This is a genomic window from Streptomyces sp. NPDC006610 (assembly GCF_040611575.1).
Taxonomy (GTDB): domain Bacteria; phylum Actinomycetota; class Actinomycetes; order Streptomycetales; family Streptomycetaceae; genus Streptomyces.
Window position 1 is genome coordinate 100,041 of record NZ_JBEXOP010000014.1, and the last position, 12,175, is coordinate 112,215.

The 12,175-nt window shown below is 72.6% G+C and carries 14 protein-coding genes; 4 read left to right on the top strand and 10 right to left on the bottom strand.

The window, feature by feature from the left end; genetic code table 11:
- Positions 1-13 precede the first annotated feature (13 nt).
- From ABZY13_RS14215 to ABZY13_RS14230, 4 genes are all read right to left on the bottom strand, one after another.
- The gene (locus ABZY13_RS14215; protein WP_356630299.1) at positions 14-976 is read right to left on the bottom strand and encodes an electron transfer flavoprotein subunit alpha/FixB family protein; all 963 of its coding nucleotides are present in this window, start codon (positions 974-976) and stop codon (positions 14-16) included.
- An 84-nt stretch (positions 977-1,060) separates the two neighbouring features.
- Positions 1,061-1,846 (bottom strand): electron transfer flavoprotein subunit beta/FixA family protein, encoded by a 786-nt coding sequence (locus tag ABZY13_RS14220; RefSeq protein WP_356630301.1) that lies wholly within the window; start codon positions 1,844-1,846, stop codon positions 1,061-1,063.
- Positions 1,847-2,065: 219 nt separating this feature from the next.
- Positions 2,066-2,575, bottom strand: coding sequence for a flavin reductase family protein (locus ABZY13_RS14225; protein WP_356630303.1), 510 nt, complete (start codon positions 2,573-2,575; stop codon positions 2,066-2,068).
- 133 nt (positions 2,576-2,708) lie between these two features.
- Positions 2,709-3,035 (bottom strand): thioredoxin family protein, encoded by a 327-nt coding sequence (locus tag ABZY13_RS14230; RefSeq protein WP_356630305.1) that lies wholly within the window; start codon positions 3,033-3,035, stop codon positions 2,709-2,711.
- 304 nt (positions 3,036-3,339) lie between these two features.
- Between ABZY13_RS14230 and ABZY13_RS14235 the strand changes: the two genes are divergently transcribed.
- Entirely contained in the window at positions 3,340-4,068 is a 729-nt protein-coding gene (locus ABZY13_RS14235; RefSeq protein WP_356630307.1) for a lysophospholipid acyltransferase family protein, read from the top strand.
- An 86-nt stretch (positions 4,069-4,154) separates the two neighbouring features.
- Here the strand turns inward: ABZY13_RS14235 and ABZY13_RS14240 are convergent, their stop codons facing one another.
- From ABZY13_RS14240 to ABZY13_RS14260, 5 genes are all read right to left on the bottom strand, one after another.
- A complete protein-coding gene (locus ABZY13_RS14240; protein ID WP_356630309.1) occupies positions 4,155-4,727 on the bottom strand; it encodes a transglutaminase family protein in 573 nt (190 codons plus the stop codon).
- An 89-nt stretch (positions 4,728-4,816) separates the two neighbouring features.
- Positions 4,817-5,887, bottom strand: coding sequence for a low specificity L-threonine aldolase (locus ABZY13_RS14245; RefSeq protein ID WP_356630311.1), 1,071 nt, complete (start codon positions 5,885-5,887; stop codon positions 4,817-4,819).
- Positions 5,884-6,633 carry an SDR family oxidoreductase gene (locus ABZY13_RS14250; protein WP_356630427.1) on the bottom strand — a complete coding sequence of 250 codons (750 nt, stop codon included), beginning with the start codon at positions 6,631-6,633 and terminating at the stop codon, positions 5,884-5,886. Before ABZY13_RS14250 ends, ABZY13_RS14245 begins: the two co-directional genes overlap by 4 nt.
- Positions 6,634-6,674: 41 nt before the next feature.
- Entirely contained in the window at positions 6,675-8,072 is a 1,398-nt protein-coding gene (locus ABZY13_RS14255) for a DUF6421 family protein (protein ID WP_356630313.1), read from the bottom strand.
- A gap of 305 nt (positions 8,073-8,377) precedes the next feature.
- Positions 8,378-8,950: a GNAT family N-acetyltransferase gene (locus ABZY13_RS14260; protein ID WP_356630315.1), complete on the bottom strand. Its 573-nt coding sequence runs from the start codon at positions 8,948-8,950 to the stop codon at positions 8,378-8,380.
- A gap of 73 nt (positions 8,951-9,023) precedes the next feature.
- Here ABZY13_RS14260 and ABZY13_RS14265 point away from each other — a divergent pair, with 73 nt between their 5' ends.
- Positions 9,024-9,416 carry a VOC family protein gene (locus ABZY13_RS14265; RefSeq protein ID WP_356630317.1) on the top strand — a complete coding sequence of 131 codons (393 nt, stop codon included), beginning with the start codon at positions 9,024-9,026 and terminating at the stop codon, positions 9,414-9,416.
- 28 nt (positions 9,417-9,444) lie between these two features.
- On the opposite strand, the gene ABZY13_RS14270 is transcribed toward ABZY13_RS14265, so the two are convergent.
- Positions 9,445-10,023: a MarR family winged helix-turn-helix transcriptional regulator gene (locus ABZY13_RS14270; RefSeq protein ID WP_356630319.1), complete on the bottom strand. Its 579-nt coding sequence runs from the start codon at positions 10,021-10,023 to the stop codon at positions 9,445-9,447.
- Between the two features lie 512 nt (positions 10,024-10,535).
- Here ABZY13_RS14270 and ABZY13_RS14275 point away from each other — a divergent pair.
- Positions 10,536-11,093, top strand: coding sequence for a DUF5134 domain-containing protein (locus ABZY13_RS14275; protein WP_356630321.1), 558 nt, complete (start codon positions 10,536-10,538; stop codon positions 11,091-11,093).
- 96 nt (positions 11,094-11,189) lie between these two features.
- The gene (locus ABZY13_RS14280; protein WP_356630323.1) at positions 11,190-12,122 is read left to right on the top strand and encodes a M48 family metalloprotease; all 933 of its coding nucleotides are present in this window, start codon (positions 11,190-11,192) and stop codon (positions 12,120-12,122) included.
- The last annotated feature ends 53 nt before the right edge of the window (positions 12,123-12,175 follow it).

Genomic DNA, 12,175 nt, shown 5'->3' on the forward strand with positions numbered 1-12,175 from the left:
CCGGGCGCGTCGATCAGCCCTTGCGGGCCTTGATCTCCTCGGTGAGCTGCGGGACGACGTCGAACAGGTCGCCGACGACGCCGTAGTCGACCAGGTCGAAGATCGGGGCCTCGGGGTCCTTGTTGATGGCCACGATGGTCTTCGAGGTCTGCATGCCCGCGCGGTGCTGGATCGCGCCGGAGATGCCGGAGGCGATGTACAGCTGCGGCGAGACCGACTTGCCGGTCTGGCCGACCTGGTTGGTGTGCGGGTACCAACCGGCGTCCACCGCGGCGCGGGAGGCGCCGACGGCCGCGCCGAGGGAGTCGGCGAGCGCCTCGATGATCGCGAAGTTCTCGGCGCCGTTGACGCCTCGGCCGCCGGAGACGACGATCGCGGCCTCGGTCAGCTCCGGGCGGCCCGTGGACTCGCGCGGGGTGCGGCCGGTGACCTTGGTGCCGGTGGCCAGCTCGCCGAAGGAGACCTCCAGCGCCTCGACCGCGCCGGCGGCCGGGGCGGCCTCGACGGCGGCGCTGTTGGGCTTGACGGTGATGACCGGGGTGCCCTTGATCACGCGGGACTTGGTGGTGAAGGCGGCAGCGAACACCGACTGGGTGGCCACCGGGCCCTCGTCGCCGGCCTCGAGGTCGACGGCGTCGGTGATGATGCCGGAGCCGATGCGCAGCGCCAGACGGGCGGCGATCTCCTTGCCCTCGGCGGAGGACGGCACCAGCACGGCGGCCGGGGAGACGGCCTCGTACGCGGCCTGCAGGGCGTCCACCTTCGGGACGACCAGGTAGTCGGCGTACTCGGCGGCGTCGTGGGTCAGCACCTTCACGGCGCCGTACTCGGCCAGCGTGGCGGCGGTGTCGGCGGCGCCGCCTCCGAGGGCCACGGCGACCGGCTCGCCGATGCGGCGGGCCAGGGTCAGCAGCTCCAGGGTGGGCTTGCGGACGGCGCCGTCCACGTGGTCGACGTAGACGAGGACTTCAGCCATGGGAATGCTCTCCTGCTTGCGAAAGTGTGAGGGGGCGGTCGGCGAATGCGGGGCTCGGATGAACTTCCGGCCCGCGAGGCTGCGTCAGACGAACTTTCGCTCCGCGAGGAAGGCGGCGAGCTGCTTGCCGCCCTCGCCCTCGTCCTTGACGATCGTGCCGGCCGTGCGGGCCGGGCGCTCGGTCGCGGACTCGACCTTGGTGAAGGCGCCGTCGAGGCCGACCTCCTCCGCGTCGATGTCCAGGTCGTCCAGGTCCCAGGACTGCACCGGCTTCTTCTTGGCCGCCATGATGCCCTTGAAGGACGGGTAGCGCGCCTCGCCCGACTGGTCGGTGACCGACACGACCGCGGGCAGCGTGGCCTCGAGCTGCTCGGAGGCGGCGTCGCCGTCGCGGCGGCCCTTGACCGTGCCGTCCTCGACGGAGACCTCGGAGAGCAGGGTGACCTGCGGGACGCCCAGGCGCTCGGCGACCAGCGCGGGGACGACGCCCATGGTGCCGTCGGTGGAGGCCATGCCGGAGATGACCAGGTCGTAGCCGGCCTTCTCGATCGCCTTGGCCAGCACCAGGGAGGTGCCGATGGCGTCGGTGCCGTGCAGGTCGTCGTCCTCGACGTGGACGGCCTTGTCGGCGCCCATCGACAGGGCCTTGCGCAGGGCGTCCTTGGCGTCCTCGGGGCCGACCGTCAGCACGGTGACCTCGGCGTCGTCGGCGGCCTCCGCGATCTGCAGCGCCTGCTCGACCGCGTACTCGTCCAGTTCGGAGAGCAGACCGTCCACATCGTCGCGGTCGACGGTCAGGTCATCGGCGAAGTGCCGGTCGCCAGTGGCGTCGGGCACGTACTTCACAGTGACAACGATCCTCAAGCTCACGCCGGCTCTCCTACTGCATCGTCATTTCTCGGCTGCCTGCTTGCAGGCAGCATAGGCGCCCTCAAGCGGCCGATCCCATCGGAGCGACCCACGCCCCGAGCGAGATATTACTCGTCAGTACATCCAGTTCATGCCCGCTAAGCAAGCGCTTTGAACTGTGACCTTCGCAACGCAGCGTAACCGGAACCGGCCCGCTCCGCACACACGGACGGACCGTGATCAATCGCGCAGCGCGGTGAACCGCCCCTGGTGGTAGAGGAGCGGGCGGCCGGCGCCGTCCGGGTCGCCCGAGACGATCTCCGCGACGACGATCCGGTGGTCGCCGACGGGCACGCGCGCGTGGACGCGGCACACCAGCCAGGCCTGCACACCGTCGAGGACCGGAACGCCCTCGGGCCCCTCGCGCCACACGGTGGGCGCGGCGAACCGGTCGGCGCCGCTGCGGGCGAAGGTGGCGGCCAGCTCCCGCTGATGCTCGCCGAGGATGTGCACCCCGACGTACTCGGCAGCCGAGACGGCGGGCCAGCTGGAGGAGCCGACGGCGATGCCGAAGGAGAGCATCGGCGGTTCGGCGGAGACGGAGGTGAGGGAGGTGGCGGTGAATCCGACCGGGCCGTGCTCGTCCCGCGCGGTGATCACCGCGACGCCCGCCGCGTGCCGCCGGAACGCGGCACGGAGCAGTTCGGACGCGGTGAGCCGAGGGCTGGCGAGTTCGGTGCCGGCGGTCATGAAGGGCCTTCTCCTGGGGTGGGCGGGCCAAAGCAGGCTGACGATATCCGTGCGATGCAGTCAAGGCCGCGCCCGTTTGCGCGGGCGGCCCCACGCGGGTCCGCACGGCCTGCGCGCGGCGGTCCGCCGGTCCTCATAGCGCCTCCCCCAGGGCCGCGAGGACGTCCGCCCTGCGGGGCTGTCCGGCGGCCCGGCGCACGATCCGCCCGTCGGCGTCGAGGACCAGCACGGTGGGGGTCCGCCGGATGTCCAGGGCGCGTACGAGGGTCAGCCGGGCCTCGGCGTCGATCTCGACGTGGACCACGCCGGGGACCAGGGCCGCCACGTCGGCGAGGACGCGGCGGGTCGCCCGGCAGGGGGCGCAGAAGGCCGTGGAGAACTGGACCAGCGTGGCCCGCTCCCCGAGGCCGGCGCCGAGTTCCGCCGGGCCCAGCCGCCCGTCCTCGTCCTGTGCGCGCACGCGCGACCTCCCACCACGGGTCGGGTTCTTCCTGCCATCCCCTGGCCAACCGGTCCAGGGACCGCAAACATTCCCGGCTCCCGCAAGGGTTTCCCCCGAGGAACGCTCGACGCATGGCCAAGGAAGGGAAAAAGCCCGAGGTGGGCACAGGGCCGACGTGACGAGGATCTCTCCGCGCGCGGGCACCAGGGCTGGCTACCCGTCCGTTCTTGGGGCACGATCTGCGAGATGCCGTAAACCTACGGCAGCGTAGCTTTCCGGCCGGGAACCTCCCCAGGCAGAGCAGGAAGGGTCCGTCGCGCCCATGGCAGAACTCGTCTACCGTCCCGTCGTCGGTCTCGCGCTCACCTTGTTCAAGGCATGGGACCTCAAGATCGACTGCAAGGGGTCGGAGAACATTCCGCGCTCGGGCGGCGCCGTGCTGGTGAGCAATCACATCAGCTATCTCGACTTCATCTTCAACGGCCTGGCGGCGCTGCCGCAGAAGCGTCTGGTGCGCTTCATGGCGAAGGAGTCGGTCTTCCGGCACAAGGTCTCCGGTCCGCTGATGCGGGGCATGAAGCACATCCCGGTGGACCGCACACAGGGCGAGGCGGCCTACGCGCACGCGCTGGACGCGCTGCGTTCGGGCGAGGTGGTGGGCGTGTTCCCCGAGGCCACGATCTCGGAGTCGTTCACGCTCAAGAGCTTCAAGTCGGGCGCGGCGCGCCTGGCGCAGGAAGCGGGCGTCCCGCTGATCCCGATGGCCGTATGGGGCACGCAGCGGCTGTGGACCAAGGGTCACCCGCGCAACTTCAAGCGCAGCCACACGCCGGTGACCATCCGCGTCGGCGAGCCCGTCGAGGCCCCCTGCGACCAGTACGCGGGCGCGATCACCCGGCGGCTGCGCGACCGCGTGCAGGAGCTTCTGGAGGCGGCGCAGCGCGCCTATCCGACCCGGCCCCGGGACGCGGACGACACCTGGTGGCTGCCGGCCCACCTCGGCGGCACGGCGCCCACGCCCGAGCAGGTCCGCGAGGCCGAGAAGCGCTGACTCCGGCGCCGCCCGAAAGCCGCCCCGCCCCGCCCGGAAGCGTCCCGCGCCGTCCGGGAACTCCCCGCCGCCTCAGAGCCGCCGCCTCAGAGCGCGGTGGGGAGCGTCGCCCACAGGGCCGGACGGTCGGGCGCCGCCCGCAGGGCCCGGAGCACGGCCGGACGAGGGCGGGCGTAGAGGACCGGGTGATCCTCCTCCCCGGCCTCGGGGTCGGGGGTGAACGCCAGCCGTTCGCCGTCCAGGGAGAACCGCGCGTCCACGCCGGGCTTGTTGCCGCGCGGGTCCTGGCGGTGCCAGGCGCCGTTGAACCGCACGGCGACCAGGCCGTGCAGCACGTCGAACCGCTGGTAGCACAGCGCCGTCGGGATGTCCTCGGCGCGCAGCAGCGCGGCGAGCGCGTGGGCCTTGGCGTAACAGATGCCGGTGCGCTGCTCGAGGACGTCGGAGGCGCGCCAGGTGACACGGAGGTCGCCGACGTCGTGGGAGTGCGGTATCTCGTCGCGCACGAACTCGAATGCGGCCCGTGCATATTCATACGAGTCGGCGACCCCGCGGGCCAGCCGCGCGGCGGTCTCCACGACGAGCGGGTGATGGTGGTCAATCGCCTCGTCGGCGGCTAGGTAGGCGGAGAGGTCGGCCGTCTCCTGGATGAGCTGCATGGCATCGGAGCATAGGTATGCGGCCGATCGAGAGTCAATGCATTTCCGATCAACCGCATACCTATGCATCCCTTGGCGCGTCGGCGCGGCTAGCGGGCCATCTCTTCCTTCAGGGCGGCCACGAACGCGTCGACGTCGTCCTCGGTCGTGTCGAAGGCGCACATCCAGCGGACGTCACCCGCGGCCTCGTCCCAGAAGTAGAAGCGGAACCGCTTCTGCAGGCGCTCGCTCACATCGTGCGGGAGCCGGGCGAAGACGGCGTTGGCCTGCACCGGGTGGAGGATCTCCACGCCGTGCACGGCGCGCACGCCCTCGGCCAGGCGCTGGGCCATCTCGTTGGCGTGCCGGGCGTTGCGCAGCCACAGGTCCTTCGCCAGCAGGGCCTCCAGCTGCACCGAGACGAAGCGCATCTTGGAGGCGAGCTGCATGGACATCTTGCGCAGGTGCTTCATCCGGCGGACGGCGTCCTGGTTGATGACGACGACCGCCTCGCCGAACAGGGCGCCGTTCTTGGTGCCGCCGAGGGAGAGGATGTCGACGCCGGCCGCGTTGGTGAACGCCCGCATGGGGACGTCCAGGGACGCGGCGGCGTTGGCAATCCGCGAGCCGTCCAGGTGGACCTTCATGCCGTGGGCGTGGGCGTGGTCGCAGATCGCGCGTATCTCGTCGGGCGTGTAGAGGGTGCCCAGCTCCGTGGCCTGGGTGATCGAGACGGCCTGCGGCATGGCCCGGTGCTCGTCCTCCCAGCCGTACGCCTGCCGGTCGATCAGCTCGGGGGTGAGCTTGCCGTCCGGGGTGGGCACGGTGAGCAGTTTCAGCCCGCCCATGCGCTCGGGGGCGCCGCCCTCGTCGACGTTGATGTGCGCGCTCTCGGCGCAGATCACCGCGCCCCAGCGGTCGGTGACCGCCTGAAGCGCGACGACGTTGGCGCCGGTGCCGTTGAAGACCGGGAACGCCTCGGCGGTGGCGCCGAAGTGGCTGCGCACGATCCGCTGGAGGTTCTCCGTGTACGCGTCCTCGCCGTACGCCACCTGATGCCCGCCGTTGGCGAGGGCGAGCGCGGCGAGCACCTCCGGGTGGGCCCCGGCGTAGTTGTCGCTGGCGAACCCCCGGCTGTCCGGGTCGTGGTGGCGGCGCGCGTCGGTCTTCGGAGGGTTCACGGCTTCTCGGTCAGCCACAGACGGTTTCCGTTCACTTCGGCGGCGGGCTTGTCCCAGACTCCGGCGATGGCCTCGGCCAGGTCCTTGACGTCGGTGAAGCCCGCGAACTTCGCGTTGGGTCGCTCGGCGCGCATCGCGTCGTGCACCAGCGCCTTCACCACCAGGATGGCAGCCGCCGAGGTCGGCCCCTGCTCGCCCCCCGCCTTGCGGAAGTAGTCCGCGAGGGCGAGCGTCCACGCCTCCGCGGCGGCCTTGCCGGCGGCGTACGCGGCGTTGCCCGCCGTCGGCCTCGTCGCGCCGGCGGCGCTGATCAGGACGTAGCGGCCCCGGTCACTGCGCTGCAGCGCCTCGTGGAAGGCGAGGGAGGTGTGCTGCACGGTGCGGATCAGCAGCAGCTCCAGGAAGTCCCAGTCGTCGAGGCTGGTCTTGGTGAAGGTCTCGCTGCCGCGCCAGCCGCCGACCAGGTGGACCAGCCCGTCGACGCGCCCGAACTCCTTCTCGGTGCGCGTCGCCCAGTCGCGGGTGGTGTCCAGGTCGAGCAGGTCCACGGTCTCGCCGGTGACGGTCGAGCCGCCGGCGGCGTACCGCGCGGCGTCGACGGCCTCGGCGAGCCGCTCCGGGTCGTTGTCCGCGCCGACGACCGTGGCGCCCGCCTCGGCCAGCCGCAGCAGCGTCGCCCGTCCTGCCGGTCCCCCCGCGCCGGCCACCGCGATCACCGCACCGCTGAGAGCCCCGCCGTTACCCATGTCCGTCTCCTCCTGAGCAGTGTCCTCGGTACGGCGGTCGCTCACGCGGCCGTCCGCTCGGCGCCGTCCGCCGTGATGCCCTTGGTGGAAGCGATCACGTTCTTCAGCTTCTTGGACAGGGCCTCGTAGAACATGCTCAGCGGAAACTCGTCCGGAAGCACGTCGTCCACCAGCTTGCGCGGCGGCTGGGTCAGGTCCAGGGCGTCGGGGCCCTTGGCCCACTTGGAGCCGGGGTGCGGGGCGAGGTAGGTGGAGACCAGTTCGTAGCCGGCGAACCAGTGGACCAGCTTGGGACGGTCGATTCCGTCGCGGTACAGCTTCTCGATCTCGGCGCACAGCTGGTTGGTGACGTGCGGGGCGCGCTGCCAGTCGATGAACAGCTTGTTGTCGGTCCAGCGAACGACGTCGTGCCGGTGCAGGTAGGCGAAGAGCAGCTGGCCGCCGAGACCGTCGTAGTTGCGGACCCGCTCGCCGGTGACCGGGAAGCGGAACATCCGGTCGAACAGCACCGCGTACTGCACGTCACGGGCCTGCGGGACGCCGTCGGCCTCCAGCTTCACGGCCTCCTTGAAGGCGGTGAGGTCGCAGCGCAGCTCCTCCAGGCCGTACATCCAGAACGGCTGGCGCTGCTTGATCATGAACGGGTCGAAGGGCAGGTCGCCGTGGCTGTGGGTGCGGTCGTGGACCATGTCCCACAGCACGAATGCCTCCTCGCACCGCTTCTGGTCGTGGACCATCGCGGCGATGTCCTCGGGGAGCTCCAGGCCGAGGATGCCGACGGCGGCTTCGGTGACCCGGCGGAAGCGGGCGGCCTCGCGGTCGCAGAAGATGCCGCCCCAGGTGAAGCGCTCGGGGGCCTCGCGCACGGCGATGGTCTCGGGGAACAGGACGGCGGAGTTGGTGTCGTAGCCGGCCGTGAAGTCCTCGAACTTGATGCCGCAGAACAGCGGGTTGTCGTAGCGGGTGCGCTCGAGTTCGGCCAGCCAGTCGGGCCAGACCATGCGCAGCACGACCGCTTCGAGGTTGCGGTCCGGATTGCCGTTCTGCGTGTACATCGGGAAGACGACCAGGTGCTGCAGACCGTCCCGCCGGTTGGCGGCGGGCTGGAAGGCCAGCAGCGAGTCCAGGAAGTCGGGTACGCCGAAGCCGTCGTCCGCCCAGCGGCGCAGGTCGGCCACGAGGGCGGCGTGGTAGGCGGCGTCGTCCGGGAGCAGCGGGGACAGCTCCGTCACGGCGTCGGCGACGCGGCGCACGGCACGCTCGGCCTCCGCGCGGCCGGGGGCGCCCTCGGCGTCGAAGTCGATGGACCCGTCCTTGGACTGCCATGGCCGGATCTGCTCCACGGCATCCTTGAGCACGGGCCACGCCGGGTGGTCCACCACCCTGTCCGCCGGAGGAATCCGCTCCCCAGCACCCGCCTGCACAAGAATTTCCGTCATGTCCCATCCTCCACGCGAGAACCTCTCGTACGCAGACCGTATACGTGCGGGGTTTCTCCCAGCAAGGGGACCCTCGGGAAATTATCCTTCCCCAACCCCACCTTCACCGCATTTTTTCCTGTCGGTCACCGGCGTGAACGCGGGCGCTTCCCGACTCCGTCGCTGCCGAGGCAGTCGGCCATGACGATCCGGGCTGTCGGCCGGGGGGTGAACACGCAGTGCGGCCGGCGCGCTCCCTGGAGCTGGACGGCGTGACCGCCGACCAGCCGGGGATCGAGCGCACCGGCCGCTTCACCGCGTGAGGCTCAGACCAGGTCCTTCACCAGCAGTTCGAACTCCAGCCCGGCGCGGAGCGGAACGCCGAAGCGCTCGTCGCCGTACGGGAACGGGCTGGTGCGGCCCGTACGGCGGTAGCCGCGCCGCTCGTACCAGGCGATGAGGTCCTCGCGCACCGAGATCACGGTCATGTGCATCTGCGTGGCGCCCCAGGCCAGCCGGGCCTGCCGCTCCGCCTCCGCGATGATCCGCTTGCCGAGGCCGGCGCCCTGCAGCCGGGGGCTGACCGCGAACATGCCGAAGTAGGCGTGGTCGCCGCGGTGTTCCAGCTGGCAGCAGGCGACGACGGCGCCGTCCCGCTCCACCGTCAGCAGCCGGCTGTCCGGCGCCTCGATGACCGCGAGCACGCCCTCGGGGTCGGTGCGCTGCCCTTCCAGGATGTCCGCCTCGGTGGTCCACCCGGCCCTGCTCGCCTCACCCCGGTACGCCGACTCGATCAGCGCGACCAGCGTGCCGACGTCGGCGGCGGTGGCGTCCCGGAAGGTCAGGTCGGCGGCGGGGCCTGCGGTCGCGGTGGTTCCGGCGGTCTCGGCTGTGGACATCTGTCGGCTCTCCGGTTCTCGTGCGCGCGGCTCGGCAGCGACGAGCCTAACGCTGCCGCTACCCTGCGGATGCATGGTGCACGTACTCAGCAGCCGTACCCTGCTCCGCCCCACCGACCCCGAGCGCTCGCGCGCCTTCTACGGCGGGCAGCTCGGCCTCTGCGTCCATCGGGAGTTCGGCACGGGGCCGCAGCGCGGGACCGTCTACTTCCTCGGCGGCGGCTTCCTCGAGCTGTCCGGCCGCTCCGAGACGCCGCCCGACCCGTCCGTGCGGCTGTGGCTCCAGGTGAAGGACGTCGCCGCGGCCCAGGAGGAGCTGCTGGCCGCGGGCGTGGAGATCGCCCGGCCGCCGGTGCGGGAGCCGTGGGGACTGATCGAGATGTGGATCGCGGATCCGGACGGGACGCCGATCGTGCTGGTGGAGGTGCCGGCGGACCATCCGATGCGGTACCGGCCGGGCATCTGAGACCGGCGGGGCTCGGGACCGCTCCGGCTCAGGTGCGCGGGGCACCCGGGCGGTTCTCCAGCCGCCCGAGCAACGTGCCGAGCAGCACGGCCAGTTCCCCCTGTGCCGCCGGGCCGAGACCGGACAGGACGGCGCTCTCGTAGGCGAGCTGGTCGGGCAGGACGCCGTCGACCAGGTCGCGTCCGGCGTCCGTGAGGCGCAGATGGGCCACCCTGCGGTCGCGGTCGTCGCCGCGCCGCTCCACCAGGCCGCGTTCGGTGAGGTGCTTGACGCGCTTGGTGACGGCGGCGCCGGAGGAGTAGGTCTCGCGGGCCAGTTCGCCGGGGGTCAGCTCGCAGCCGGTTCGGCGCAGCGCGCCGAGCAGGTCGAACTCGGGCCTGCTGAGCCCGGCGCGGCGCAGCGGAGCGTCCTCGGCCTGCTGGAGGAGGGCGGCACAGCGGTTGACGCGGCCGATGATCTCGATCGGCCCGGTGTCGAGGTCGGGCCGCACGGCCCGCCACTGCCGCACGACGGCGGCGACGGTGTCGCCGCCGGTCCCCGCGCGAGCCGCGTCCGGCCCGTCGTCCCCGTTCTCCCCGGGCCCGGGGCCCGGGTTCGTCGCCGTCATGGCCGTGCGTCCTCCGTCGTCGTGCCCGTCTCCCGGTCCAGGAGCGGCCCTGCGTCGTGCCGTCGCGGTGAGCGTACGGCGTCCGCGGGCTTCGGCCGGCACGACCCGCTTCCGGGGCAGCGGTCCTGCCCCGCTCGCCGGACGCCGCGTCCGCCGCGGCTGCCTGGCCGGTCGGCGCGGCGGCGAGCGCCTGGCGAGCGGGCCGCGGGACCGGCCGGGGCGGGAGGCGGTGCGGCCGGAAGCGGATGCGGTACGGCGAGGAAGTGGATGACGTGCTGTGCGGCATTCCCGCCACCGCCGCCCCGGCGCGCTCTGCGGCCCCGCCGTCATCCCGACCCGACGTGCCCCGCCGCCTCGCCGCCGCCCGCCCCGGCGCACTCGCAGTGCGCCGTGCACCGGATACACCCTGTGCACCCCTGCGCGCTCGCGTGGGCGCCGCCGGGCACGGGCAGCCACTGAGCGTCGGCCGACGCGGCCCTGTCGCGCGGCCGCCGAGCGGGGAGGAGCGGCACGTGCACGGACCGGCTGCGTCCGGCTGGCTGCTGGTGGCGCTGTGCACGGCCACCGGCGCCTACTGTCTGCTGCGGCTGCGCAGCGGCGTGGAGGAGCAGCGGCGGACGGCCGGGGGCGAGGCCCTGATGGGGTTCGGCATGGCCGCGATGGCCGTGCCGGCGGCGGCCTTCACCCCGCCGCCGTGGGCATGGGGCGTCTACGCGGCGGTGTTCGGCGCGGCCGGGCTGCACGCCCTGTGGGCGGCCAGGACGAGCCGGCACCATCTGCACCATCTGGTGGGCGCCCTGGCCATGGTCCACATGTCCCTGGTGATGATGTCCGCCCCGGCCTCCGGGGCAGGGCACCAAGGCCACGGCGGCTCGGGCGTCCCGCTGCTGACCGGCGCCCTCTTCCTCTACTTCACCGGGTACGTCCTGCTCTGCGGCGCCCGGCTGATACCGGTCCCCGCCGTCGCGGGCGTCTCGCGGCGGGCGGGCTGGGCGGACCGGCCGGAGTTGGTGCGGGCGTGCCGGCTGTCGATGGGGATCGGGATGGTGGCGATGCTGCTCACCGTGTGAGAAACCGTGTGACAAAACGGACGACGAAACCGTGGCGTGCGTCACTTGGTCGCCGAGCCCGGCCTCGGAGCGGCCCGGCGCTCATAGGCTGTGGCCATGATGGTCCCCGCGGCACTGTTGCTGCTCGGCGTGCTGACCGCCGTGCTCGCCCCGCGGCTGCTCGCCCGGGCCGACTGGCCGGACCGCGAACCGGTGATCGCCCTGTGGATGTGGCAGTGCGTCGTGGCCGCGGTGCTGCTGTGCTGCGCGCTGTCGATGGCGCTGAGCGCGTCGGCCGCCTGGCACGCGGTGCGCGGCCGGCTGTTCGCGCCGGCGCCGAGCGCGGTCGTGGACGCCTACGCCTTCGGCCCGACCGGACCCTGGGCGGCGACGATCGCGGTGGCGCTCGCGGGCGGCGCGGTGTGGAGTGCGGCCATGCTGGTGCGGGAGGTCGTACGGGCCCGTGCGCGGCGTCGGCGGCGCCGGGCGGAACTGCTGCGGCGTGCCCCGGAGTTGCCCGGTGAGCAGCCGGGCGGTCGACTGGTGGTGCTGGAGAGTGAGCGGCCCGACGCCTGGTGGCTGTCCGGCTCCGAGCCCCGGCTGGTCGTCACGACGGCCGCGCTGCGCCGGCTCAAGGGACGGCAGCTGGACGCCGTACTCGCGCACGAGCAGGGGCATGCGCGGGCGCGGCACGACTGGCTGCTGCACTGTTCGCAGGCGCTGGCCGGCGGGTTCCCGCAGGTGCCGGTGTTCGCCGCGTTCCGGGACGAGATGCACCGGCTCGTCGAACTCGCCGCCGACGACATGGCCTCGCGCCGTTTCGGCCGGCTCACCACCGCGCTGGCGCTGGTGGAACTGAACGAGGACCGCGGGGTGTTCGGCCCCTCCCCCGCTTCGCAGGCGCACGTCCCGCAGCGGGTGCACCGCCTGCTCACACCGCCGAACCGGCTCACCGTGGCCCGCAGGCTGCGGCTGACCGCGACGGCCGCGCTGGTGCCCGTGGTGCCGGTGCTGGTGACGTTCGTGCCGGCGCTGCGCGCCCTCGGGTAGCCCTTACCCCGGGCCGGGTGGCCCTTTCCCCGCGCGGGGTTGGCCTCGGACCC

Bases quoted from the DNA above. Each gene is read 5' to 3' on its own strand.
- ABZY13_RS14280 (WP_356630323.1), top strand. From the start codon at position 11,190: ATGATGGTCCCCGCGGCACTGTTGCTGCTCGGCGTGCTGACCGCCGTG.
- ABZY13_RS14250 (WP_356630427.1), bottom strand. From the start codon at position 6,633: ATGGGTAACGGCGGGGCTCTCAGCGGTGCGGTGATCGCGGTGGCCGGC.
- ABZY13_RS14270 (WP_356630319.1), bottom strand. From the start codon at position 10,023: ATGACGGCGACGAACCCGGGCCCCGGGCCCGGGGAGAACGGGGACGAC.
- ABZY13_RS14235 (WP_356630307.1), top strand. From the start codon at position 3,340: ATGGCAGAACTCGTCTACCGTCCCGTCGTCGGTCTCGCGCTCACCTTG.
- ABZY13_RS14240 (WP_356630309.1), bottom strand. From the start codon at position 4,727: ATGCAGCTCATCCAGGAGACGGCCGACCTCTCCGCCTACCTAGCCGCC.
- ABZY13_RS14215 (WP_356630299.1), bottom strand. From the start codon at position 976: ATGGCTGAAGTCCTCGTCTACGTCGACCACGTGGACGGCGCCGTCCGC.
- ABZY13_RS14225 (WP_356630303.1), bottom strand. From the start codon at position 2,575: ATGACCGCCGGCACCGAACTCGCCAGCCCTCGGCTCACCGCGTCCGAA.
- ABZY13_RS14260 (WP_356630315.1), bottom strand. From the start codon at position 8,950: ATGTCCACAGCCGAGACCGCCGGAACCACCGCGACCGCAGGCCCCGCC.
- ABZY13_RS14255 (WP_356630313.1), bottom strand. From the start codon at position 8,072: ATGACGGAAATTCTTGTGCAGGCGGGTGCTGGGGAGCGGATTCCTCCG.
- ABZY13_RS14265 (WP_356630317.1), top strand. From the start codon at position 9,024: ATGGTGCACGTACTCAGCAGCCGTACCCTGCTCCGCCCCACCGACCCC.